We start from the raw sequence: 25259 nt of genomic DNA on the forward strand, positions 1-25259 counted from the left end.
TTATCGGTATCTAATAATATAAAGAAATTCCGATGACGTTTTTCATTGTGCATTTTTATATCTACATTTTTTAATCTTCGATGGTGTCATTTAATGTCTGTTTAGTAGGGGAGTTTTCATTTTGATTGATGAAATTGACAGCTATTTACTCGCGGCTTAATAAGATTAATAACGGGCGATGTGTTCGCCATATTAGCTCACTAGCGAGTGTTAGTGTTTTAGGTGTTTGCTTTTTTTATTATTTAATATCTTTCAGTGGGATAGCGGAGTCGGTTTGTTAACTGTAATTGATTCTCTATCAGGCGTTCCCTGATGTCAGTGACGACTTTTCCCGACGGTTAAATAGATATAAATACCTAGTTATTAATAATGAATTATTTATGGATAATGTTTTTTATTAGAATTACCATCCTTTTATTTTTATGGCTAAGAAATGGTTAACGTCCAGTACATGATAATTAATATTTGTTTTTTTATGTTCAGGTGATATGTTGATATGTAACGCTTCAATTGTTTGTTGGGTCATGATGAGATTTTCTTGAAGTTTACTTTCGTTTTTTTGTTTGTCGAAAATCTCTAAAACTATTGTGAAGTATAATCAGCATTTTAATTTTTTGTAATAAGTCCATCCGTGTAATGGCGCACCAGGGGAGTCGCTTTAGATATGTTTTTTTAACTATTAACTTTTCCTATTATTGCTATTGCACTTACGGATATTCATCTTGTGATTTCAAATCATCACCACATGGTTGGGGGAATATACCAGACGCTTACCGTTTATACGGTGTCATTTTAGCTGTCCAGCACTGAGGGAAAATTGATTTATCTGGCGTAACTAGGGGCGTCGTTAACGGAGAGGGCGCAATGAACCAATCGGGATGATACAAATATTCGCCCAGTTAATGAATGAACAATAAAGGATTTTTAATCAGAGGGAATCATATGGCATCAGATGACACTGCGGCGGTATTGCTTTCTCGGTTGCGAGCTGCGGGGCTCGTGCTGTGGGAGGAAGATGGAGAGTTGCACTATCGGGCACCTGAAGGTTCACTGACGCCAGCGGATTTGAAATCGTTACGAGCAGCCAAGCCATTGTTATTAAACCAGTTGTTGGCAGAACGGGATAAATTCATTCTGCTTGAAAATACCGCTGAGCGTTACCAGCCTTTTCCTCTGACAGATGTGCAGGCCAATTATCTTTTAGGGCGTGAAAATGTTTATGGCTACGGCGGCATTGGGTGCCACGTCTATCTGGAGGTCACCTATCCAGATTTAGTTGCTACAAGAACGGAAAACGTTTGGAATCAGCTCATTGCGCGGCATGATATGCTGCGAGTCGTGATGGAAGCCAGCGACAGTCAGCGGATTTTATCTAAGGTTCCCTTTTTTACCATTCCCTGTGGGGATATGAGGAACCTCACGAGCGCGCAAGCGCAAACCGCATTGGATCGAATACGAGCTGAACTCAGCCATAAGAAATACGATCCGCAACAGTGGCCACTGTTTGAAATAAGAATCAGCCGAACTGCTGAATACAGCGTATTACATTTGTCGGTGGATTTATTAATGGCCGATTGGTCCAGTATTTGCCTTCTTTTAGCTGAATTTGAAGGACTGTATGCCCAACCTGACAAAGCCTTAGATCCGATAGATGTCACTTTCCGGGATTATTTACTAGCAGAGCGGAAGTTGCGCGGTAGCCCAACGTACAGTCGCGATCGGCAATATTGGTTGCAAAGCTTGGCTAATTTCCCCTCTGCCCCTGAGTTGCCGCGCGCCGAACATCTTCCTCAACCTGAGAATGCCCGTTTTCGGCGGCGTCATCTGAGGCTTGATAATGAGGACTGGCTGGATTTAAAGCAGCATGCAACGGCACACGGGTTAAGTCCTACCTCCATTATATTAACCGCTTTCTCTGCGGTTATTGCGCGTTGGAGTCTGAACAAAAAGTTTTGCCTGAGCTTAACGGTGCTAAATCGTTTGGCTGCCTATCCGCAAATAGAGCAGGTCGTTGGAAATTTTACATCCGTCAGCCTATTTCCCGTTGACTGGCAGTCAGATAGTTCTTTTGCGCAACAGGCCGCCGCTATCAGCGCACAGCTTTTTGCTAATCTGGATCATCGTCTATTTTCAGGCATTGAGGTGTTGCGGGAGTTGGTTAGGCAGAAAGGGCGAGGGGCCGCGCTCATGCCGGTTGTATTCACCAGCGCAATTGGGCTAAGGGATTATAACTCTTTGCTGAGTAGCGATGGTCGTTTGGATGGGCGCGGTATCACGCAGGCACCTCAGGTATTTATTGATTGCCAAGCGGCAGATGACGCGCACGGATTACAGATTAACTGGGATATCCGTGAGGGAATATTTCCTATGGGAATGGCGGATGACATGTTTGACGTCTTCACCGAGTTGTTGCTTGGGCTCGTTGATTCCGTTGGTCTCTGGCGGCAAAAATATCAGCTACCGCTTCCGGCATGGCAGCGAAAAGAACGGCAAAAAGCCAACAGTACCATGATGAAAATCACCTCGAAGCTGTTGCATCAGGCCATATTTCAGCAGGCTGAACGAACGCCGGGAGCCGCAGCTGTTATCGATTCACAACAATCAGTTAGCTATGGCGAATTGGCTGAACGAGCCAGGGCGGTGGCGAATCGTTTGCAACTGTTAGGATGTCGTAGCGGTGAATGCGTTGCGGTGGTGATGAATAAAGGTGCGGAACAGATATCGGCGTTATTAGGCATTTTTTCCGTGGGTGCTGTTTATGTCCCAATTGATGTAGGGCAACCGGAAGTACGCCGTTTTTTCATCCTTAAAGATGCCGGATGCAGGCTGGTATTGACCACGTCAGAGATGACCATGCGTTGGCCTGCAGAATTGAAACGGGTAGATATTGATCGTCTTAAATCTCAGTGTCATGACATCATGGTTCCGACAATAACGTCAGAATCGCCAGCTTATGTCATTTATACATCAGGCTCCTCGGGGCAACCCAAGGGCGTAACGGTATCTCATCGTTCCGCGCTAAATACCATATTGGATATTAACCGCAAGTTTAAAGTTTCCTCTCAGGATCGAGTGTTGGGCTTGGCTCATTTGGATTTTGACCTCTCGATTTATGATGCACTCGGCCTGCTTTCTGTTGGAGGCTCCTTGGTTTATCCGCGATCTCATCGTGCATCCGCATCTGACCCGGCTCATTGGGTTGAATTGATGCTCAAACATAGCATCACGCTATGGAATACGGTTCCAGCAATGATCCAAATGCTGGAGACTTATTTAACCAGTATGCCACCGATTCGTATGCCAGCTTGGCGTTTGGCATTAGTTTCCGGCGACTGGGTGCGGCCTGGTTTACCTGACGCCCTAAAGGCTCGGTTCCCACAGCTTCAACTGGTTGTATTGGGTGGGGCGACGGAAGCCGCGATTTGGTCAAACTATCATTGTTATCAAGGCGCTCAACCGGGGTGGCGCAGTATTCCGTACGGTTTTCCTTTAGCCAATCAGAGATTGCACGTTCTGGATGAGAACACGCATGATTGCCCGGTTTGGAGTAAAGGTGAGATTTATATCGGTGGTGACGGGGTAGCGATAGGCTATATAGGGGATGAATTCACAACATCCCAGCGCTTTATAACCCATAAGGAAACACATTCTCGGTTGTTTCGCAGTGGCGACTTTGGGCGCTATCTTCCAGGAGGCGAAATTGAGTTTCTGGGGCGTGAAGACTGCCAAACCAAAATCAACGGACAACGCATTGAGCTGGGTGAAATTGAATCGGTACTGTGTCAGCATCCAGGCGTAGCCGCCGCTGGGGTGGCGATCAGCGAGTTTGAAGGTCATATTTCACTCTTTGCCGCAGTAGAAACACGCCAATCCACCGTTCAGCCTGATCCGATACCAATACACTTTAACCTTGAGCGACGAAATAGGTTGGAGTACCGCACTAAACATATCTTATATGAATACACCGCTTCTCAAGTTGTTGCTGCGTTAGAGTCACTCAACGAGGCTATGTTGGACTCAATGCGTTCGGCTCTATTACAGTTAGGGCTATTTGCGCTAAATGACAGGGAAAAGACAGAACAATGGATAGGTGATAGTGCGATCTCCCCCGATTTCTATTGGCTCATAGAACGATGGTTTGCGGTGCTATTAACTGAAAAATGGTTACTAAAAAACTCTGATGGTTCCGTCATGCTGGCTAACCGAATAAATCAAAATGAGGGGCATCATCGCTGGCGAAAAGCTGAATGTTTATGGAATAACGTTCTGGCCAACTCGGAGTTTCTTGGCTATCTGAAACGTTGTGCTGACAGCTTACCGGCGCTATTGAAGGGGACGCTGGATGCCAAAAACCTGTTGCTACCACAGGGCAATATGGCTGTCGTTCAGGCATTGTATTGCGAAAATATGATGGCGCAGTATCTCAATGATACGGTGCGTGATCTAATCGGCAATATTGCGTCAGATCGTTTATCTAATCGACGTTTACGAATACTTGAGGTCGGCGCAGGAAGTGGTTCGATGACTCAGGCAGTATTATCGATTTTTCGTAACTATTCCGTTGATTATCTGTTCACCGACATATCCACCTTTTTCCTTTCGGAAGCACGCGCAAATTTCGGTAGTTTTCCCGATATCTCATTCACCCGATTCGATATTGAACAGGATTACCGCAGTCAGGGGCTACAGCCAAATGGGTTTGACATTGTGCTAGTCGATGGCGTGCTGGGAAACATCAGTCATCTGGAGGAGGCCTTATGCCAATTGATTGAGCTGGCAGCGCCGGGCGCCTGGCTAATCCTGGCTGAATCCACGCAGGAACATCCGTGGATACTGGCTTCACAGGCTTTTATGATGAAGAGCAAAACGGGGTTATCACGTTCTCAGGCCGCTTATTTAAACCGAAACGACTGGCTGACCCGGCTTGCTAACTATACCGACGGAGAAGTTATTTGCTTACCCGAATCGTCGCATCCGCTGTTTTCTTTGGGGCAGCATATATTTGCCGCGCGGTTAAAAACTCAGCGTGCTTTTCTTACAGTGACTCAGATCGGTGCCTTTCTTCGGATGCGGCTTCCTGATTATATGATTCCGGAGCAGTGGCAAATAGTGGATAAATTACCAGTAACCGCCAACAGTAAGCTGGATCGCAAACAATTACGTCGGTGGCAAATGGCTGCGTGGCAACATTATCAACGCCAGCCAACGACATCGGGTAATGCGAATCTATTAAATAACAAGCTGGCTGAAATGTGGAGAAATGCGTTAGGGGTGACGCAACTGACACAATCGCAGAATCTGTATGAAATGGGGGCCGATTCTCTGATTATGGCGCGGATGGCCAGGCGAATGCGTGAACAGCTAAAAGGAGCGCCATATGGTGTTGATGAGATCCCTTTTGATGCATTGTTATATCTAATGCTAAATCAACCAACCATTGAAGCACTGGCAGAATTTATTTGGCATTACCCCAAAATGTCGGCAATGAATATTGGCCATCAGCACACTGCTATTGGCGGAGAAAATACTAAACCCTTTCGAAGTAACGGCATATTTTATCACTATGGAGGAGGTAATACCGATGTTACCCGCATAGTCTTTCACGCGGGTTTAGGTTCAATGGACAGCTTCCAACCGTTATTGACGGAAATGGCTGAGCAATCTGTGGGGGCGGTGATCGGTATTAGCGTCGCTGACGATAAGAAATATTGTGCTCTAGATACAGAAAGGTTGGTTGAACGAATTGCGGATGATTATGCCACCTTCTTACTTGCTGCCGGATATCAACAGCTCCAACTTTTAGGGTACTGTCTGGGAGGGCTTTATGCCGTTGAAGTTGCCCGACGTTTAAAAGACCGTGGCGTTAACATCCTGGACTTGGTGTTAGTCAGCAGTCATCCGGTGCGCTTTGAAGTCCACGATGAATTGATGATCGAAATGTTGTTTCTGCCCAATCTGAGCATCTCAATAGAGCAGTTAGAATTAGGTGCCATAAATAGCAGCCTATTGGTTCAGGGTTTTATGCAGGTTATTGAAGCTAATAATGGGGTCATCCCCATGGATTCGTTAGGTACGATAGGTAACGGGGGAAACTTGGATCAGGTAGGCGAACTGTTTAGAACGTTGAACACCCAAACTCGCCGTCAACGATTTGAATGTTATGTTGCTGCTAAGGCACGTCACATTGGGCAAACTATGCCGGTGGAGAAGGCTATGGAGCTTTTTACCGTCTTTCGCCAAAGCTTTCTCTCTGGGCGCTTCACGCCCACACCTTATTTGGGTGATATTCGTTTTTTGCTACCTCAGCAAGGTTATGATTTCGCGCCAGGAATTGATAGTCAGACATTAGCGTTTTGGCGTGAGATCTGTTTAGGGACAATGAAAGTAACTCATATTGAAGGAAATCATTTCAGCTGTATTGCCGCAGAAAATGTGGCGTCATTGGCCCGTTTAATTGCTTTACCATTTCAGAAGTAAATGAGGGGCATTGAATAGACCCGGGTTTCGTAGGCACTTTTTTGCCTCATAATGGAGGCTCAATGAAGGAGTGTTTATGTCAGCCAAAAATTTCACTGAAGAATTCAAAATTGAAGCCGTACAACAGATTAGCGAGCAGGGATACCCTGTTTCTGAGGTTGCGGCACGACTCGGTGTTTCTACCAACAGCCTTTACGCGTGGATTAAGCGTTACCAAAAACCTGAACCACAGCGAAAGCAGGACGATGCCCTTCAGCACGAAGTAAAGCGCCGCAGGCAAGAACTTAAGCGTGTGACTGAAGAGCGAGATATTTTAAAAAAGGCCGCCGCGTACTTTGCAAGAACGTCAGGCTGAAGTACGCCTTCATTAAACAAATGTCCTCCTTTTATGCTGTACGCCGGTTGTGTCTGGTTCTTGGCCTCCATTACAGCGGTTATTACCAGTGGCTAAAGCGACCTCAATCTTTGCGTGCCAGGCAAGATGAGCGCCAAACAGGTCTTATTAAGCAGCTGTGGCTTGAAAGTGGTACGGTTTATGGTTATCGAAAAATCTGGCTCGATATGAAAGACTTGGGTGAACGCGCTGGGCGTAACAGGATCGCGCGCCTAATGAGGCTTGCAGAGTTGGCTTCTCAAACCGGATACCGGAAACGACGCTATTACGGCGGCGGAAAGCCTTCAGTTGCCAGCCCTAATTACCTTGAGCGCCAGTTCATTGTTCCTACCCCAAATACTCATTGGGTGAGTGACATGACCTATATAAGAACGCATGAGGGTTGGTTGTATCTGGCCGTTGTTCTCGATCTCTTCTCGCGCCGGGTTATCGGCTGGAGTATGGGTGGACGAATGACAGCAGAGTTGGTGATGGACGCCTTGTTGATGGCGGTGTGGCGACGCAAACCAGCGGCAGAAGTACTAATCCATTCGGATCAGGGTTCTCAATATACGAGCGAAAGATGTCAGCACTTTATGACAGCTCACAATTTAAAAAGCAGCATGAGTCGTCGTGGGAATTGCCATGATAACGCGGTGGCAGAAAGTTTTTTCCAGTTGCTGAAACGAGAACGCATAAAGAAACGGATCTATAAAAATAGAGAAGAAGCAAAGGCTGATATCTTCGATTATGTAGAGATGTTTTATAATGCTAAACGTCGGCATAGTGCCTGTGAAGATCAACCCCCTGCAGTTTATGAAAGTGCCTGGTTCATGAGGCACGCTACCGTCTAGGAAACTGGGGTCTATTCAAAATCGCTGGAAAAGCTGGAAACTCAATATATCTGCCGGGTATTGCGTATTGCTGAGGAATTGGTGAAGCAATTCCGGTTTTCCAGTGTATTCAACGCTGGGTTCGTTACGCTATCGCTTAAATCCAGTACCCGACGCTTGTTGAATCGTGAGCTAGGTAAGGTAGAAGCAAAGCGAGTACTGAAACGCTGGAAGCACCTTCTGAAACCCCTGAGGCGAGATCTGGCTTTACTGCTGGATCATTACGAAGGTACAGCATTGACCAACCGTTACGGTAAATGTGTTACCAATGCGGTAGGGCAGTCATTCAATATCACCTACAAAGATGTGGCAGCGCGTAAACGGAGGAAGTCAGATGTGATGCGCCGGAAGCTGCTTTCGCATATGTTACAGGGCCTGGAAAGTCAGGCCGTATACGATTACGTTGCCAGCCATAAGGGCGTTTGTGCGCTGGAACACGATGGGTTTGTTTCTTATGAAGAGATCACTGACTGGTCCCATCCATATCTGTTGATTGAGAAAAAGCATTAAGGGGAGCCACTCAGTCAATTACAGCTTATCCCGGTTGATAGACTAGACGGGACATTTAGCTCTTTCATGATGTGCATAGCAGGTGATCCTAGCCTGCTTTCAGCGAGGAACTGACATTTAATTTATATTTTTTCAGGTGGTTACATTCAGTAATCCACCACATTTCCTCATTATCAGCGTCTCCGCAGCAAAATCGCCCACAGTTGCACCCTACAGAAATTGACACTATTGTTGGCCGAGAGGTACTGGCTGTGGGCTGGAAAGCGATAAGAGGGCGATGAACCACAAAATATTCCCGTTTTGTTACTTTGATACGATTGCTCAAAATGGGTGGCAACACTGAGATAGTTGAAATGACTGCATGTTACATTGTTACTTTTGTTACCGTTGAAAACATCAAGTTGGAGAGCTAAATGGATTGGCCAAAGGAGTACAGCAAGACGACTCAAGCGGTAAGAGATGCGGCGTATAAACACTACTATGTTGAAGCAATCACACGGTCGGTTCTGCTACCGGGACAGGAGAAAACCGCTTATCACGATGGACTACTAACGACGGATTATTACCTTTTCCTGTTCACCAGCAGGGAGAATCCGAAGCTTACAGGGTATTTTACCTGTGGCTTGTATGCTGCAAAGGGGTGGTTCGAGTTGAACGGACAGCGACCTGAGGAAATTCCATCATACAACCCCCTTACGGGCGAGTCCTCCGGTGGTAGTAAAAAGAGTGGCTGCGGGATTACTAAACCGCTGAAAGCTGAATCAGACCCAAGAATGAAACGTCTTATCAGGGTACTCCAGACGTTCATTTCTCTGACGGACGATGAGAAAAGGAAAATAAAAGGCGAGTCAACCACACTGGCTGTCCTACAGAAGCTCATAAAAGCGTCAAAAGAAGCCCCCAGCACGTCAAATATTAGATCAGTAAATACCACTCTGTACAAAGCGCTCAAGGATGGCCGTCATGGTGGTGCTCGTACATTCACTCAACTAGTTGGTTATTACGAGATTCTTCTTGGTGTGACTTTCAAGAAGATATCTATTGATGATTTCAATCAGGAGATCGACGATACCCGTAACAAGTCAGCGACATATCCGTATATCCCTTTGGCATCATTCTGAAATGAAGTGCTACAGTCTTGTCTGCTATCGGCCCATCGATCAAGCTTAGTGGGCGGAAGCTCTGTTAGGAACGAGGGGCTGGTCACGGGGTGGCGATTGGAAAATGCTGAGTGATGGATTTCGCTTCCAGCTCAAGCGTTAAGATTGAGCTAGCTGAATATAGTTCTTTATAACGACAGCATTAGTTCTTAGGAAATCTACCATTTTATGGCAGTATTCTTAAACACACTATGTCAAGGAATACGTATGTCAAGAATCACCGTCAAAGCTGGAGCCGACTTTCTTACTGGATTGGCTCATGCAAAACCAGTTGCCGCATTGAGTGAGCTAATTTGGAATGGTTTTGATGCAAAATCTAAGCGTGTTGAGATCGAGATTAAGACGGATCTGGCCTTTGGGGGGATTGAAGCAATTCTGATTAAGGATTATGGTACCGGAATTGCTCACAATAAAGTTGTGGATTACTTTGGTAATCTCGGTGAATCTTGGAAAAAAGCTGAGAAGGCAAATGGAGATCGTTCCCTCCATGGCCAGTTTGGGCGGGGGAGATTCAAATCTCTTTCTCTTGGTGAACAAGTTCATTGGAAAACCGTGTTCGAAAAAAATGGATCAAAATATAAATACACGATTTCAACCGATGCTAATAAAATTAACGATTTTACAATCAGTGAGCCAGAGTTAGCTGATGATGAAGATGTAGGTACACAAGTAGAGATTTATAATGCTAGTAACACTGCGGAGCTTTTATTAACTGAAGATGCTTTAGCTGATCTAATCATGGAATTTGCTCTTTTCCTTACAGAGTATCCAAGTAGGAAGTTAATATTCTTAGGTAAGAGTGTCTCACCTTTTGATGCTTGGTCTGACAAACAGGACTACGATATAGGCGGGGTGAGTCTCCCAGATGGTTCATTGATTAATGCTTCCTTGACTATTATAGAATGGAAAAAGAAAGTTCATAGGGAACTTCATTATTGTGATTTGTTAGGGTTTTCTCTATACAAAGAGAAAATTGGGCAGATTATTCGCGCTCCTGGGTATGATTTTACACTCTACGCGAAGTGTGATTATTTTAAGACGCTAAGTAATAAAAATGAAGTATCTTTAGGTGAGCTTATTCCTGAGGTTAGAGCGATTAAAGATGCTATCATTCAACGGGCGAAGATTCATTTTCTCGACAAAGCATTTCTTAATAAATCCAAAATCGTCGACTCTTGGAAAGAACAAGAAATTTACCCATATAACGATGACGTACTCCAAGGTCCGACGGAAGTAATTGAACGAAAGGTGTTTGATATTCTTGCGGTTAATGTTCAAAGCTATCTCAAAAGCTTTGAAAGTGCTGATAGGAAAACAAAAAAATTCACCTTTATGCTCTTATCTCAAGCGATTAAACAGAATCCCACGTCTGTTCAAAAAATTCTAACCGAAGTGTTAGGTTTGAAGTCTAAAGAGCAAGATGAATTGGCTGCGTTATTGGAGAGGACAACCTTATCATCAATAATTAGTGCTTCTCAGATTGTGTCTAATAGAGTTGATTTTATTAATGGGCTAGATAATCTTTTACATGATAAAAATACAAAGAAAACATTATTGGAAAGAGATCAGCTTCATAAAATTATAGAAAAGGAAGCTTGGCTTTTTCGGGAGGACTTTTTCCTTGCTGGTTCTGAAGACTGGCTTGAAGATGTTTTAAAAAAACATATCAAGCATCTTGGCAAAAGATATGATGAGGATGATAACGAACCTGTTTTACTCCCAGATGGAAGGCAAGGCCGCGTTGACCTAATGTTTGCAAAGTGCCGTCAACCGTATGAAGGCTATACAGAGTATTTAGTCGTTGAACTTAAACGGCCCTCTCAGAAAATTAATTACGATGTTATCGGTCAGGTCGAAAAATACGCGTTATCTGTTTCTGGGGATGAACGTTTTGATCATACTAAATCAAAATGGACTTTCATAGCAGTGTCTAACTCAATGGATGAGTATGCTGAACGTAGGGCTAATCAACGTGGGTGGCCTAAAGGTAAAACATTAGATGATGCTGAGTTAAATGTTGAAGTATGGGTTATGATCTGGGCTGAAGTGTTGAATGCAGCAAGAGCAAAATTAAGTTTCTTTAGTAAGCAGTTGAATCTAGAGGCATCAAGAGATGATGCAACATGTTATCTTGAAAAGACACACCGTGAATTTATTCCGGTTATAAATAGTACTGAAGAAGTCTAATTATCCTCACCGCCTTCGGGCGGTTTTTTGTTGTTATTAAAATGATCTACGCATTCTAATAATTATAAAGCTACGACGACTTCCTGTAAGTATCCCTGCAAAATGAGTCATCAATTTTTAGAGAGTTTCTGGCACTTCAACTTCCGCTTCTGGCTCGAAGTCATGTGGTCTGCCAAGTGCTAGAAGCGGATGTACATGGTCGTGAATTAGTAATCTGCCTAGCAGAAAGATTAATCTGATCCACCTAACATGGATGGTGAAGTGGACCAAACAGCAGGATATTATCATACCGGTATTGCGTTAATTCTGACCAAGCATATGAGTCTATTCAATAATTAAACTTTCAATGAGGATACCAGAGAGCCTTTTCTTTTAGCATGATCTTTTCGCAACAAAACAAGTTCAAGCATTGCATAGGGTTCAAGAGACTTTTCTATAATGCTCTCTTCATCGATAAGTTCATCAAAAGAAGAAGGACTATTTAAGGATCTAAATTCTTTTAAGATGGCTTGATATTGCTCTGATAAACCATAATGTTGCGTTAGTTCTATGAATAAATCCCGATAATATATTGGCCTGTTAATCGGATATGAATCTATGATTTCGGCGAGAGTACTTAAAACAAGAATGTGAAACGTCTGAAAAGGCCATAGTTGCTCATGTTTTCGATTCATTTTCAGGTGCCGTGGGAAAGAGGGGCCTTTCTTGTCTAATGCTGGTGTAAAAAGATGTCTCTTAATCATCCATTCTTTCCAAAACGAATAGTTAGCCTTGAAGAATGTGTCGTAACCGTTTGAGTATTCAGAAGCTAACATTTCGACCTTTTCTTTTATATGGCGTAGTTTGTCGATGTTAATTAATTCTAGTATATATTGGTTCCTTCTTTTCTGAATGCTTGCCTCCACAGAAGGATGTTTCAACCATGAGCAATGAATAACATTAGACGCATCGTCAAAGTAATTACATATCGCATATTTCCCAGCGGGGGTTCGCAATTCAGGAATGCAACTTGAGTATGAATAACCAACTCTGATCGTTCTACCTCCAGTAAATATATCGAGGACGACACATTCATCAGACTCAAATGTCAGCGAGACTTTTTGACATGTAACGGTGCGGGCAGTAAATACCTCTCTATTTATGTTATGCGTCTTACCATTGTGTTCGACTACTATGTCTTGGCATATGCCGGGGAGATACAGCGTTTTATCCTCCATAGAACGTTTAATGAGTTCGTGTACTTTAGATTCTCTTTCAGCTTTGGCCTGTTGCTTTTCTTGTTCAATCTTTTCCAGGTGCTTGAGTTTATTTTTCTCAAGGGCTGAGTGGTAGATCCATTTGTAGTCTACGCGGTTAACTTTTAGTAGAGCGATCCATTCGTCAATGCTCCTGTTTTCATTCGGTGGAAAACGGTACTCAATCGAATCAATCTGGTGGTCGATGTAATATTGTCTCTTCTCTTCCTCACATTCATGAGTGACCCAGACTTCAATTGCTACACCACCAATGCCTGTCTCTAGGTACACATCTGCCCAGTATTTCCCGAGTTTGTACTCAAGGGTTGATTTACTGACATCTGTAGTAAATTCAGGAACAAATATATCAGTATCATCAAGAGTTAACGAATTTTGGGGAAGGGTAAACTTGGATATCGATAAGAAGTGTTGCTGCATCCCGATGTGCAGCTGTGTCATTTGACAGTCTCGGCTTTCTTCTTTGGTTGTGTGAGAGAAATGGTGGCTTATTACCCTACCGTTGTTCTTTGCTACCAGAGCGTCCCCACAGTTCTTACAGATGCATTCACACCGTTTGCCGTTAGGAACGGCATCAACGTGAACAATTTTGTTTGTATCTTTATGGAGGGCATACTCAAAAAGCATTTATTCTTTTAGCATCCTTTCTCAGATATATCGTTGATTTATCATCATTTGTTCTATTCTTGATTGGAAGGCATCTTTTCCAACTTATCGGTTTATTCTTGCATCATTACCCTGCTTTCATCAAGGTAATGTAAAGATCTCGTATAACCGAGCGCTGGCTGATGTGTAAGTATCCCGCTTAAACGGCCCATTCACTTTTAGAGATCTTCCGACATACTGATGATGTCACCTGAGGAGATCCTTATGCGCAAGATCCGATTTACCGAGCACCAGATCATCGCCGTACTGAAGTCCGTCGAAGCGGGTAGGACCGTCAAAGATGTGTGCCGCGAGGCTGCTATTTCCGAAGCCAGCTATTACAATTGGAAGGCGAAATATGGCGGGATGGAAGCCGCTGATATCAAAAAAATCAAAGATCTAGAAGACGAGAATCGCCGTCTGAAGCAGATGTTTGCCGACCTGAGTCTGGAATGCCGTGCGCTGAAAGACGTCATCGAAAAAAAGCTTTAAAACCAGCGATAAAGCGTGAGCTCGTCAACTATCTGACCACGCAGTTTACGATGAGCATACGCCAGGCATGCAGGACGTTATCGCTGAGCAGGACGGTGTTTCGTTATCAACCGAATACACGACGTGATGAACCGGTGATCCAGAGGCTGACTGAGCGGCTGAACGCTATCCCCGCTATGGATTTAAGAAGCTTTTTCAGGTGCTTCGCAGGCAGGGATACGCCTGGAACCACAAGCGCATACACCGGATTTACTGTCTGCTAAAACTGAATTTTCGTCGTAAAGGGAAACAACGCCTGCCGGTGCGTAATCCGGCGCCGCTGGCCACGCCGGAAGCCCTCAACCAAAGCTGGTCGATTGATTTTATGCACGACGCGCTGACATGTGGCCGACGTTTTCGGACCTTCAACGTCGTGGATGATTTTAACCGCGAGGCTCTGGCTATCGAAATTGACCTGAATATTCCGGCGCAGCGCATTGTGCGGGTGCTGGACAGAATAGCGGCAAACCGTGGCTATCCGCTGAAGATGCGGATGGATAACGGGCCGGAATTGATATCACTGACGCTGGCACAATGGGCTGAAGACCATGGCGTGATGCTGGAATTTATCAAGCCCGGCAAACCAACACAGAACGCGTTTATCGAACGGTTTAACCGAACGTACCGGACCGAAATACTGGATTTTTATCTGTTCAGAACACTGAATGAAGCACGGGAAATAACGGAGCGCTGGCTGAATGAATACAACAGTGAGCGGCCTCATGAATCCCTGAATAATCTGATGCCGGAAGAAAATCGGCTGATGGCTGAGAAACCGGAAATCTCAAAAAGTGTGTGGAACTAAAGCTGGGATACTTACATCGCGAGCTTCGGCAAGTTTGACCGTCGGGTACTCACCCAGCGCAAACATGCTGGATTTACCGTTGAGTTTAAACCGATAGCGCCATGCCTTTTTGCCATTGGGTTTCACTTCGAGGTAGAGACCATTGAAATGATTGAGCCGATAGAGTTTTTCTTTCGGCTTGGCTGTGCGGCATTGTGTATCAGTGAGCATAGCGAGTCTTTGTCTAGTTCTTATACCGCGATTGTACTCATCCCTATAATCATTTTTCACTGCATTGTCATGAGGTTATGTGAGACGCCATGAAAAGAAAAATCCACGCAATTGCGTGGATTTTATGATGTTTGTCTGTCTTCATGCGATACATTGATATCCCAAGAGACAACAAAATTAACTTAGACGTTAAACAAGAAGTTCATGACATCGCCATCTTTAACGATATAGTCCTTACCTTCTGAACGCATTTTGCCGGCTTCTTTCGCGCCTTGCTCACCTTTGTAGGTGATGAAGTCTTCAAAAGCGATGGTCTGAGCGCGGATAAAGCCTTTCTCGAAATCGGTATGGATTTTACCTGCGGCCTGCGGAGCCGTTGCACCGACAGGGATGGTCCATGCACGAACTTCTTTTACGCCTGCGGTGAAGTAAGTTTGCAGGTTCAGCAGTTCGTAACCGGCACGGATAACGCGGTTCAGACCCGGTTCTTCGATACCTAACTCGGCCATGAATTCAGCGCGATCTTCGTCTTCCATCTCGGCAATATCAGATTCAACGGCCGCACATACGGCAACCACTACGGAACCTTCAGCCGCGGCAATTGCGCGCACTTGATCCAGATACGGGTTATTTTCGAAGCCATCTTCATCAACGTTGGCGATATACATCGTTGGTTTCAATGTCAGGAAGCTTAAGTAGCGGATTGCTGCTTTGTCTTCAGCAGTCAGAGTCTTCAATGCACGCAACATACCGGCATTTTCGAGGTGTGGCAGACATTTTTCCAACGCTTCCAGCTCAGCTTTAGCGTCTTTATCGCCGCCTTTGGCTTTTTTCTGTACGCGATGAATGGCACGCTCACAGGTGTCCAAATCGGACAGCGCCAATTCGGTATTGATGGTCTCAATATCGTCAGCCGGATCGACTTTACCTGCAACGTGGATGATGTTGTCGTTTTCGAAACAACGTACTACGTGGCCAATCGCCTCAGTTTCGCGAATGTTGGTCAGGAACTGGTTGCCCAGGCCTTCGCCTTTGGATGCGCCCTTTACCAGACCGGCAATATCGACGAATTCCATCGTGGTTGGCAGAATACGCTGCGGTTTAACGATTTCAGCTAATTGGTCCAGACGCGGGTCCGGCATGGGTACCACACCCGTGTTAGGTTCAATGGTACAGAAGGGGAAATTCGCTGCTTCGATACCCGCTTGTGTCAACGCGTTGAACAGGGTGGATTTACCAACGTTTGGCAGACCAACGATACCGCATTTGAATCCCATGTTTATATCACCTTAAATAACTTAAAAATCAGCCAATTAGGTTTAACCAGCCGATGTAATCAAAATTTATTCCGCCATTATACACATAATGATGATTTATCTCGATCCTACTGTTTGACGCAGTGATTTTAACTGCGGTTTAGCCTCTGTATTTTACCGGTCTATCTTTATCTGGGATCCCGAGAGTCGGTCATAATTTGTTGTTCTTGCATATAATCTTGGTTTGTTGAATTTATCGCTTTCGGTGAGAGTGAGAAGTAAACAAGGGAACGCCGAATAAAAATCTACAGCATTACCGGTTTGCTGCCGATAACCAGTGATTACACCTGATGCCAACTATGGCGTCTTACTGTTCTGATAGGGTATTAAATATGGTGATGAGCGGCTTTAAATGGTTGTTGCTGATCTTATTTGGCTCTTTGCTGGGCATCACTATCACGCATTATTTAACCAGAGTGGACACTGAGCGTCCTTTAACCTGGTTAGAGCAAATCGATAATTACGGAAAATTAGTCGAGCGTCGCTCCGATAAAAGCATTAAATATATCGGAGTGAAAAAGGTGATGACTTCGCCAGAAATGGACAGCTATTTAATGCGTTTTAGCGCATTAACCGATCGCTATGAAACTAACGGTAATAAAGTCGCTAATCAGAAAAAATCGGATGAGTGGGATAAGTTTTTCTGTACTGATGGATTAAAGAATATTATCGGCCAGTATAAGAATCGTCGGGTCAAAGTGATGGTGCCAGGTGCGGTTTACAGCAAGACCGGAGCCCGTGGCAGCGCGACGGCCTGCTATATTAATTAGCTAATTATTTGTTTAACATGTTTTTGAGTGAGAGTTTTCTTAGTTTTTTGTGCAGTACGATATAATTTTCGCAACATTGAATGATTTCTTCATATTTTTCTTCATCGATCGTGTTTTCTGCTGAAATGGCTCTTCGGCTGGACATTCGGCATTTATAACACGCGGATTTTAATTTATCTTTTAACTCATTAAATTCGGCGCTGGTTTTATATTCCCCCCAAAAATCGAGTGAAATACAGGCCAGCCGTATGGCTTTATTAAATTCACCCACTTTCTTCGATTGATAATCAAAGTTCTTTATGCTGCGGTTTTCGCAAACTCTTTTTAACGCTCTGATACTTCTGACTGTATCGTAAGTCAGTTTCAAAAACTGCTCGACTAGCAGAGCAGTTTGCTCCGTTTTTTTATTATCAAACCATTTTATCGCGACTACGGCCGCAGTGATTGCCATAATGGCACTGGAAATCGCAATGACGATATCTGAAATTGAACCCCATTCCATAGTCTCAATCCTAATAAATTAAAGTGTATTGGCGTTTTTTATAATAATTATCCTTGCCCTCGGTGATGAATATGAGGGCAAGGGGAATATTATGCGTTGGCTTTAAATGAATGCAGGCGATTCATAGCCTTGGTCACGTCTTCTTTTAATAAAACCTCGGTACAACGAATAGCTTCATCGATGGCATCATCAATTAACGTTTGTTCGCTCGCCGGTGGTTTCCCTAAGACAAATCCGGTCACTTTACTTTTATCTCCCGGGTGACCAATACCGATGCGCAAGCGGTAAAAATTGGGATTATTACCTAATTTGCTTTGAATATCTTTTAAACCGTTATGGCCCCCGTTACCGCCGCCCAGCTTTAATTTAGCCACGCCGGGCGGAATATCCAGTTCATCGTGCGCAACTAAAATTTCTTCCGGTAAAATACGATAGAAGCTGGCCATGGCAGAAACCGCTTTGCCGCTGAGATTCATAAAGGTAGAGGGAACAAGCAGTCGAACGTCCTGACCGGCCAGATTTAAACGGGCAGTGTAGCCGTAGAATTTACTCTCTTCTTTCAGAGATTGATTATTACGCTCAGCCAGTAAATCTACGTACCAGGCACCGGCGTTATGGCGGGTTTGGGCATATTCAGCGCCTGGATTTGCCAGGCCAACGATCAATTTAATGCTGCTCACTTCGTTATTCGCTATTACTCAGAGATGAAAGAACCCTAGTTTACCCGTCGCCGCGTAGAATCACAAAAATAAGGGGGAGAATAAAGGTAAAACTAGCGGATAAGGTAAATACTAACCATGGTTAATTATTCAACAATTAGGCCAAATAATCGCTTAATGTAAAGATTTATAGAAATATCTTTGCCAGATGTGATCGTCTCCGCAATACCCTTATGCTTTCCCTGACTATACTAAGTCATTAAGTACAGGTGAACAATTCAATAGGAAGAGTTGTTTAAAGGAAGTGAATGCAGGAGGTGGCATATGAAACGCAAAACCGCAACAACGTTAGGTAACGCGCTGATGGGGCTGGGTCTGGTCACTATGGTTGTTGGGGTAGGTTACTCTATCCTGACCGAAGTTTCTCAACTTGGTTTACCGCAGTTCTTCTCCCACGGTGCGGTCATGAGCATTTTTGTGGGGGCCTTGCTCTGGCTGGTCGGGGCGAGAATCGGTGGCCGGGAAGAGGTGGCGGATCGCTATTGGTGGGTTAAGCATTTCGATAAACGCTGCCGCCGTAATGAGCGACACTCATAATATTGACGTATTTATCGTCAGTGAAGTGTGATGCCAGAAAATGTTACCGAAAATGCAGCTGAATAATTCAAACTGAGGGTAGGGAATTAAATGACAGCCCAAGAGTAGAAAGCCCGTTGTTGCTTGCGCTTCAACGGGTTTTTCTTTTTCTGCGTTTAACCGCAAATCACTGTCAGTGCGGCGATAAGTCAGATACAACCTATGCCAGACTTGCAGCGCCTAAGCGCTGCAGAGAGTGATTAATGCTCAAACATCGCAGAGATGGACTCTTCGTTGCTGATACGGCGGATGGCTTCAGCCAGCATACCGGACAGCGTCAGAGTACGAACGTTTTTCAACGCTTTGATTTCCGCAGACAGCGGAATGGTGTCGCAAACAATCACTTCATCAATAACTGAATTTCTGATGTTTTCCACTGCGTTACCAGAGAAGATCGGGTGTGTCGCGTAAGCAAATACGCGTTTGGCACCACGTTCTTTTAAGGCTTCAGCAGCTTTACACAACGTGCCACCGGTATCGATCATATCGTCAACCAGCACACAGTCACGGCCAGCAACGTCGCCGATGATATGCATCACCTGGGAAACGTTAGCACGCGGACGGCGTTTGTCGATAATGGCCATATCGGTGTCATTCAGCAGTTTAGCAATAGCTCGTGCACGAACAACACCGCCGATATCTGGTGAAACAACGATTGGGTTTTCCAGATTCTGCTGCAACATATCTTCCAGCAGGATTGGGCTACCAAATACGTTATCAACCGGCACATCAAAGAAGCCTTGGATCTGTTCAGCATGCAGGTCCACTGTCAATACACGGTCAACCCCAACACTTGAGAGAAAATCGGCAACAACTTTGGCAGTGATAGGCACACGAGCAGAACGCACACGGCGATCCTGACGAGCGTAACCGAAGTAAGGGATAACGGCAGTAATACGTCCTGCGGAGGCGCGACGCAGGGCATCAACCATGACAACCAATTCCATCAGGTTATCGTTCGTGGGTGCGCAGGTGGACTGGATGATGAAAATATCACCACCGCGTACATTTTCGTTGATTTGCACGCTCACTTCGCCGTCGCTAAAACGACCTACAGCGGCGTCACCAAGACTGGTGTACAAACGGTTGGCAATACGTTGTGCTAGTTCCGGGGTGGCGTTACCAGCAAAAAGCTTCATATCAGGCACGAGAAGAACCTCAGGCTTGCGTCCAGAGAAGATATTGTCAGCCAGTAGTCAGGGGCGATTCATCCTACTGATTGCAATATACATACGGGTATTTAAAACCAAAACATTGTTAACCTAAAAGAGCGTTATGAGCCGGCTTTTAATTCAGTTAAGAAGGCAACGTGTTGGCGACGCAGGATAAACCGTAATGCTATGGAAAAACCTGAGTTGCCACGCAAATCGCTGCTTATTTCTCAACTTTTCCAGAGCGTACAAGATGCAGTGGTGAGACGTTAACGCCACGAGCCACAAAACCCTGTAACCACTCCGGGGCAATACTTAACACCTGACGGGCCGATGACTCGGTATCAAATTCAGCAAATACACAAGCGCCGGTCCCGGTTAGGCGCGACGGGGCGTATTGTAACAGCCATGAAAGAACCTGTTCAACCTCGCGAAAACGTTTTCTTGCGATCGGTTCGCAATCATTTGCGTAAGGAGCGGCTAAAAGTGCCGCCAAGGGGCGAACTGGCGTGTTTCTTGTTAAATCCGGATCGGAAAAAATAATTGGCGTTGGGATGCTAACGCCGGGGTGTGCGACCAAATACCAGCGCTCAATGGGCTGCGCGGGCTGCAATTTTTCGCCAATTCCTTCGGCGAAGGCGGCATGGCCGCGCACAAATACCGGTACGTCGGCACCCAGTTGCAGGCCAAGATCGGCTAATTCTTCATCATTCAATCCGCATTGCCACAGGTGATTTAAGGCGACCAATACCGTCGCCGCGTTGGAGGAACCTCCGCCTAAACCGCCTCCCATTGGCAGGCATTTTTCGATCGAAATATCCGCTCCGTGGGGGGTATCGGAACCTGCCGTATGTTGCTGCAATAAACGTGCTGCCCGCACGATCAGATTTTGTTCGTTTTCCACCCCTTCAAGCGGCGTAAGTAAACAAATCTGGTTATCATTTCTCGGTGTGATAGTGAGGCTGTCACCATAATCGAGAAACTGAAATAGCGTCTGTAATTCATGGTAACCATCGGCGCGTTGGCCGGTGATATAAAGGAATAAATTCAGTTTTGCCGGAGAAGGCCAGGTGTGAATCATTTGACAGTCCAGTTATCCATTTTCAGTTTGATGCGTTGCTGATCCTGCTTTAGCTCCAGACGACTCGGTAAAACTGGGGTCACCTTGGTGTTATATTCTTGATAATCAACGGTCCACACTTGATTTCCCTGCTTATAAGTCAGCTGTTTCAGGCGATATTTATCGTCGAGGACAAAATCGTTGGTTTCGCCGGGCAGGCCGAGAATCCATTGGCGCAGGCTATTGATAGGAATGTCCATGCCGGTAAGTTTGGCAATCATTTCTTCCGGGTTATCACTAACGTAGCGTTTGCCCTGGTTATCCGTCAGTTGAGTAACGCCCGGCTGCACGACCAGCTCCATCTCGGTGCTGCCCAGCGGATTGGTCAGCAGCAGACGGTAACGATCCGCTGAATATTGTTGCCAGAAGAAACGGGCATAAACCTTCTGTTTATCTGAAATATAAGCGAAAGAGCCGCGGGTCTGGAACTGGCTGAGTTGCTGCAATTGTTGCTCATGCTGTTGCCACTGCGGCGAGGTGGGGCTCGTCGCCGGGCCAGTCGAGGTGGTGGTAGTACAGGCGGCTAGCATCAGGCTGGCTAATGGAAGCAGGCGATAAAAAGTGACCTTGCGCATGGGCATATCAATATCAATCCTTTAAAAGCGTGGTTTTCACCAGCGAGGCATTTGGGTGCTGCAAAGTTGCAGCCAAGGTGCTCACGCTAACGGTGGTAAGGCGGAGCGTCAATATCTTGTTTATGTCGTGAGCAATTTACCCACGATATCCGTGATATTAGGACGGATAATGCGGTGTGACTTTAATTGCTCTCGCGCATCAAGTAGAATGCGACTCAGACGAGAATCCATACTAAGACAAGTATTACTCTAAGCCGTTCTCATGACCCTGCTCGCATTAGGCATTAATCACAAAACCGCTCCTGTCTCGTTACGTGAACGGGTGACATTTTCACCTGACTCGATCGACCGGGCGCTTAATAGCTTGCTCCAGCAACCGCTGGTGCAGGGCGGTGTGGTGTTGTCTACGTGCAACCGCACCGAATTATACCTCAGTGTAGAACAGCAAGAAAATCTGCATGAGCAATTGGTTGACTGGCTGTGTCATTACCACCGCCTCAGCCGCGATGAGGTCATAAAAAGCCTGTACTGGCATCATGATAATGAGGCCGTCAGCCACTTAATGCGGGTAGCCAGTGGTCTGGATTCGCTGGTGTTAGGCGAGCCGCAGATTCTCGGGCAGGTTAAAAAGGCGTTTGCTGAATCCCAGCGGGGTCAATCCCTCTCTGGTGAATTGGAGCGTTTGTTCCAAAAAACTTTCTCCGTAGCCAAGCGGGTGCGTACTGAAACCGATATCGGTGCCAGTGCGGTGTCGGTGGCTTTTGCCGCCTGTACGTTGGCGCGGCAAATTTTCGAATCCCTTTCCGAACTGAATGTGTTGCTGGTAGGCGCAGGTGAAACCATCGAATTGGTGGCGCGTCATCTGCGTGAACATCAGGTTAAACATATGATTATCGCTAACCGCACCCGTGAGCGGGCGCAGTCTCTGGCGGACGAAGTGAACGCCGAGGTGATTACCTTGCCGGAAATCGATGCCCGCCTGGCCGACGCCGATATCATTATCAGTTCAACGGCCAGCCCGCTACCGATCATCGGTAAAGGTATGGTCGAGCGTGCGCTAAAAGCGCGCCGTAATCAGCCGATGCTGTTTGTCGATATTGCCGTGCCGCGGGACATCGAGCCCGAAGTCGGCAAACTGGCTAACGCCTATCTGTACAGTGTGGATGATTTACAGGCAATTATTCAGCACAATCTGGCGCAGCGTAAGGCTGCGGCGGTGCAGGCTGAATCGATAGTACAGCAGGAAAGCATGAATTTTATGGCTTGGCTGCGTTCACAGGGGGCGGTAGAAACCATTCGGGATTACCGTTCTCAGGCTGAACAGATTCGTAGTGAAATGACCGCCAAAGCGCTGGCGGCCATTGAGCAGGGTGCGAATGTGGAGCAAGTGATCAATGAACTGGCCCACAAGCTGACCAACCGCCTGATTCATGCTCCAACCAAATCCCTCCAACAAGCAGCCAGCGATGGCGATATGGAGCGGTTACAATTATTACGCGACAGCCTTGGGCTGGATCAGCATTAGTTTCCTCAATTAACAGGATTTAAAACCGCGGATGAAGTCTTCTATTGTTGCCAAACTGGAAGCGTTACAAGAGCGCCACGAAGAAGTGGAAGCACACCTTGGCGATGCCAATGTGATTGCCGATCAGGAGCGTTTTCGTGCGTTATCGCGCGAATATGCCCAGTTGACCGATGTGACCCGTTGCTTTAAAGAGTGGCAGGGCGTTCAGGACGATCTCGAAGCGGCAGAAATGATGCTGGAAGACCCTGAAATGCGTGAAATGGCGCAGGAAGAACTGAAAGAAGCCAAAGCCCGTAGCGAAGAGCTGGAACAGCAGCTTCAGGTCTTGTTATTGCCGAAAGATCCCGACGATGAGCGCGGTTGTTTCCTGGAAATCCGCGCCGGAACCGGCGGCGACGAAGCGGCGATTTTCGCCGGCGATATGTTCCGTATGTACAGCCGTTACGCTGAGGCTCGTCGTTGGAAGATCGAAGTAATGAGCGCCAGCGATGGCGAGCACGGTGGCTATAAAGAAATTATTGCCAAAGTATCCGGCGAGGGCGTTTACGGTCAGCTGAAATTTGAATCCGGCGGTCATCGCGTCCAGCGCGTGCCAGAAACCGAATCTCAGGGGCGTATCCATACGTCGGCCTGTACCGTAGCGGTGATGCCGGAAATACCTGAAGCTGAAATGCCAGAAATCAACGCGGGCGATCTGCGCATCGATACTTTCCGCTCCTCGGGTGCAGGTGGCCAGCACGTTAATACCACCGATTCCGCTATTCGTATTACCCATATTCCGACCGGGATTGTGGTGGAATGTCAGGATGAGCGTTCACAGCATAAGAACAAAGCTAAAGCGATGTCAGTGCTGGGTGCGCGTATTCGCGCTGCCGAAGTGCAAAAACGTCAGCAGGCCGAAGCGTCTGAGCGTCGTAACCTGTTAGGGTCTGGCGATCGTTCCGACCGTAATCGCACCTATAACTTCCCGCAGGGGCGTGTCACCGATCACCGTATCAACTTGACACTGTACCGTCTGGATGAGGTGATGGAAGGCAAACTGGATATGTTAATTCAGCCGATTGTGCAGGAATATCAGGCCGATCAGCTGTCCGCACTTTCCGAGCAAGATTGATGGATTACCAACGCTGGCTGGCGCAGGCTGCGGCACGCTTTCAGCACAGTGACAGTCCCAAGCGCGATGCGGAAATTCTGTTGGGTCTTGTCACCGGGCGTCAGCGTACTTTTTTGCTGGCCTTCGGTGAAACCGAATTGACCGAAGAGCAGAAAGAACAACTGGAACTATTAGCCGCCAGGCGAGAGCAGGGCGAACCTATCGCCTATCTGGTCGGTGAGCGCGAGTTTTGGTCGCTGCCGTTGAGCGTGTCTTCGGCCACGTTGATTCCTCGCCCTGACACCGAGTGTCTGGTGGAACAGGCGCTGGTGCGTTTACCTGAACAACCTTGTCGGGTTCTGGATTTAGGCACCGGCAGCGGGGCGATAGCACTGGCGTTGGCCAGCGAGCGGCCAGATTGTCAGGTCACCGGCGTCGATCTCAAACCGGATGCGGTGGCGTTGGCGCGCCATAACGCGGAAAAACTGAGTCTAAACAACGTAGAGTTTCTGCAAGGCAGCTGGTTTTCACCCCTCACCGGGCGTTTTGCGTTGATCGCCAGTAATCCTCCTTATATTGATGCCAATGATCCTCATCTGGAGCAGGGGGATGTGCGCTATGAACCACACAGCGCGCTGGTGGCTGAAGATGAAGGTCTGGCCGATCTTGCGGCCATTATCCGGCAGGCACCCGATTATCTGGAACCGAAAGGGTGGTTATTGCTGGAGCACGGATGGCAACAGGCGACAGCGGTAGAGAAACTGTTGTTGCAGGCCGGTTTTAGCACGGTGGCAACCTGTAAAGATTACGGTAACAACGATAGGGTTACTTTGGGGCAGTGGTTGCCGCAGATGACACATAATTAGAA

At 46.3% G+C, this 25259-nt stretch carries 17 protein-coding genes and 2 pseudogenes; 11 read left to right on the forward strand and 8 right to left on the reverse strand.

The features are described from left to right. The first annotated feature begins 942 nt into the window (after positions 1–942). The 5 genes from PL78_RS04195 (at position 943) to PL78_RS04220 (ending at position 11600) form a co-directional block, all read left to right on the forward strand. Positions 943–6477 (forward strand): non-ribosomal peptide synthetase, encoded by a 5535-nt coding sequence (locus tag PL78_RS04195; protein WP_064513388.1) that lies wholly within the window; start codon positions 943–945, stop codon positions 6475–6477. A gap of 76 nt (positions 6478–6553) precedes the next feature. Beyond that, positions 6554–7704, forward strand: a protein-coding gene (locus PL78_RS04205) for an IS3 family transposase (protein WP_145933951.1) whose coding sequence is annotated in 2 segments (ribosomal slippage) — positions 6554–6791 and positions 6791–7704 — 1152 coding nt in all. Because the reading frame shifts where the segments join, the coding sequence is not laid out codon by codon here. An 81-nt stretch (positions 7705–7785) separates the two neighbouring features. Next, a complete protein-coding gene (locus PL78_RS04210; RefSeq protein WP_143711282.1) occupies positions 7786–8253 on the forward strand; it encodes a hypothetical protein in 468 nt (155 codons plus the stop codon). A 413-nt stretch (positions 8254–8666) separates the two neighbouring features. Continuing rightward, positions 8667–9374 carry a hypothetical protein gene (locus PL78_RS04215; protein WP_064513396.1) on the forward strand — a complete coding sequence of 236 codons (708 nt, stop codon included), beginning with the start codon at positions 8667–8669 and terminating at the stop codon, positions 9372–9374. A gap of 246 nt (positions 9375–9620) precedes the next feature. After that, on the forward strand, positions 9621–11600 hold the full coding sequence (locus tag PL78_RS04220) for an ATP-binding protein (RefSeq protein ID WP_064513399.1): 1980 nt from the start codon (positions 9621–9623) through the stop codon (positions 11598–11600). Between the two features lie 335 nt (positions 11601–11935). Here the strand turns inward: PL78_RS04220 and PL78_RS04225 are convergent, their stop codons facing one another. After that, the gene (locus PL78_RS04225; protein WP_235601005.1) at positions 11936–13294 is read right to left on the reverse strand and encodes a hypothetical protein; all 1359 of its coding nucleotides are present in this window, start codon (positions 13292–13294) and stop codon (positions 11936–11938) included. Positions 13295–13723: 429 nt separating this feature from the next. Between PL78_RS04225 and PL78_RS04235 the strand changes: the two are divergent. Continuing rightward, positions 13724–14834, forward strand: a pseudogene (locus tag PL78_RS04235) (IS3 family transposase). 15 nt (positions 14835–14849) lie between these two features. Here the strand turns inward: PL78_RS04235 and PL78_RS19475 are convergent. Beyond that, a pseudogene (locus PL78_RS19475) lies at positions 14850–15044 on the reverse strand (Arm DNA-binding domain-containing protein); the annotation flags it as partial. Positions 15045–15226: 182 nt separating this feature from the next. Beyond that, the gene (gene ychF / locus PL78_RS04240) at positions 15227–16321 is read right to left on the reverse strand and encodes a redox-regulated ATPase YchF (RefSeq protein WP_064513402.1); all 1095 of its coding nucleotides are present in this window, start codon (positions 16319–16321) and stop codon (positions 15227–15229) included. A 338-nt stretch (positions 16322–16659) separates the two neighbouring features. On the opposite strand from ychF, the gene PL78_RS04245 reads away from it, so the two are divergent. Beyond that, positions 16660–17130, forward strand: a complete 471-nt coding sequence (locus PL78_RS04245) for a hypothetical protein (protein ID WP_128821864.1) — start codon at positions 16660–16662, stop codon at positions 17128–17130. A 4-nt stretch (positions 17131–17134) separates the two neighbouring features. Here the strand turns inward: PL78_RS04245 and PL78_RS04250 are convergent, their stop codons facing one another. Further along, complete coding sequence (locus PL78_RS04250) at positions 17135–17632, reverse strand: hypothetical protein (RefSeq protein ID WP_064513406.1); 498 nt, start codon at positions 17630–17632, stop codon at positions 17135–17137. Positions 17633–17721: 89 nt separating this feature from the next. Then, a complete protein-coding gene (gene pth, locus PL78_RS04255; RefSeq protein ID WP_049597644.1) occupies positions 17722–18312 on the reverse strand; it encodes an aminoacyl-tRNA hydrolase in 591 nt (196 codons plus the stop codon). 303 nt (positions 18313–18615) lie between these two features. On the opposite strand from pth, the gene ychH reads away from it, so the two are divergent. Continuing rightward, positions 18616–18888 (forward strand): stress-induced protein YchH, encoded by a 273-nt coding sequence (ychH, locus tag PL78_RS04260; RefSeq protein WP_064513408.1) that lies wholly within the window; start codon positions 18616–18618, stop codon positions 18886–18888. A gap of 239 nt (positions 18889–19127) precedes the next feature. On the opposite strand, the gene prs is transcribed toward ychH, so the two are convergent. The 3 genes from prs to lolB all read right to left on the reverse strand — a co-directional run bounded on the left by prs (position 19128) and on the right by lolB (position 21779). Continuing rightward, positions 19128–20075 carry a ribose-phosphate diphosphokinase gene (gene prs / locus PL78_RS04265; RefSeq protein WP_012006410.1) on the reverse strand — a complete coding sequence of 316 codons (948 nt, stop codon included), beginning with the start codon at positions 20073–20075 and terminating at the stop codon, positions 19128–19130. 226 nt (positions 20076–20301) lie between these two features. Then, positions 20302–21159, reverse strand: a complete 858-nt coding sequence (gene ispE, locus PL78_RS04270) for a 4-(cytidine 5'-diphospho)-2-C-methyl-D-erythritol kinase (RefSeq protein ID WP_064513410.1) — start codon at positions 21157–21159, stop codon at positions 20302–20304. Next, a complete protein-coding gene (gene lolB, locus PL78_RS04275) occupies positions 21156–21779 on the reverse strand; it encodes a lipoprotein insertase outer membrane protein LolB (protein WP_064513412.1) in 624 nt (207 codons plus the stop codon). Before lolB ends, ispE begins: the two co-directional genes overlap by 4 nt. A 256-nt stretch (positions 21780–22035) precedes the next feature. Between lolB and hemA the strand changes: the two genes are divergently transcribed. From hemA to prmC, 3 genes are read left to right on the forward strand one after another with little or no spacing between them, the layout of a single operon-like run. After that, positions 22036–23298, forward strand: coding sequence for a glutamyl-tRNA reductase (gene hemA, locus PL78_RS04280; RefSeq protein ID WP_064513413.1), 1263 nt, complete (start codon positions 22036–22038; stop codon positions 23296–23298). 31 nt (positions 23299–23329) lie between these two features. Further along, positions 23330–24412: a peptide chain release factor 1 gene (gene prfA, locus PL78_RS04285; protein ID WP_049597649.1), complete on the forward strand. Its 1083-nt coding sequence runs from the start codon at positions 23330–23332 to the stop codon at positions 24410–24412. Beyond that, on the forward strand, positions 24412–25257 hold the full coding sequence (gene prmC, locus PL78_RS04290; RefSeq protein WP_064513416.1) for a peptide chain release factor N(5)-glutamine methyltransferase: 846 nt from the start codon (positions 24412–24414) through the stop codon (positions 25255–25257). Before prfA ends, prmC begins: the two co-directional genes overlap by 1 nt. Positions 25258–25259 lie beyond the last annotated feature (2 nt).

Origin of the sequence: Yersinia entomophaga, assembly GCF_001656035.1 — a bacterium.
GTDB classification, from domain to species: domain Bacteria; phylum Pseudomonadota; class Gammaproteobacteria; order Enterobacterales; family Enterobacteriaceae; genus Yersinia; species Yersinia entomophaga.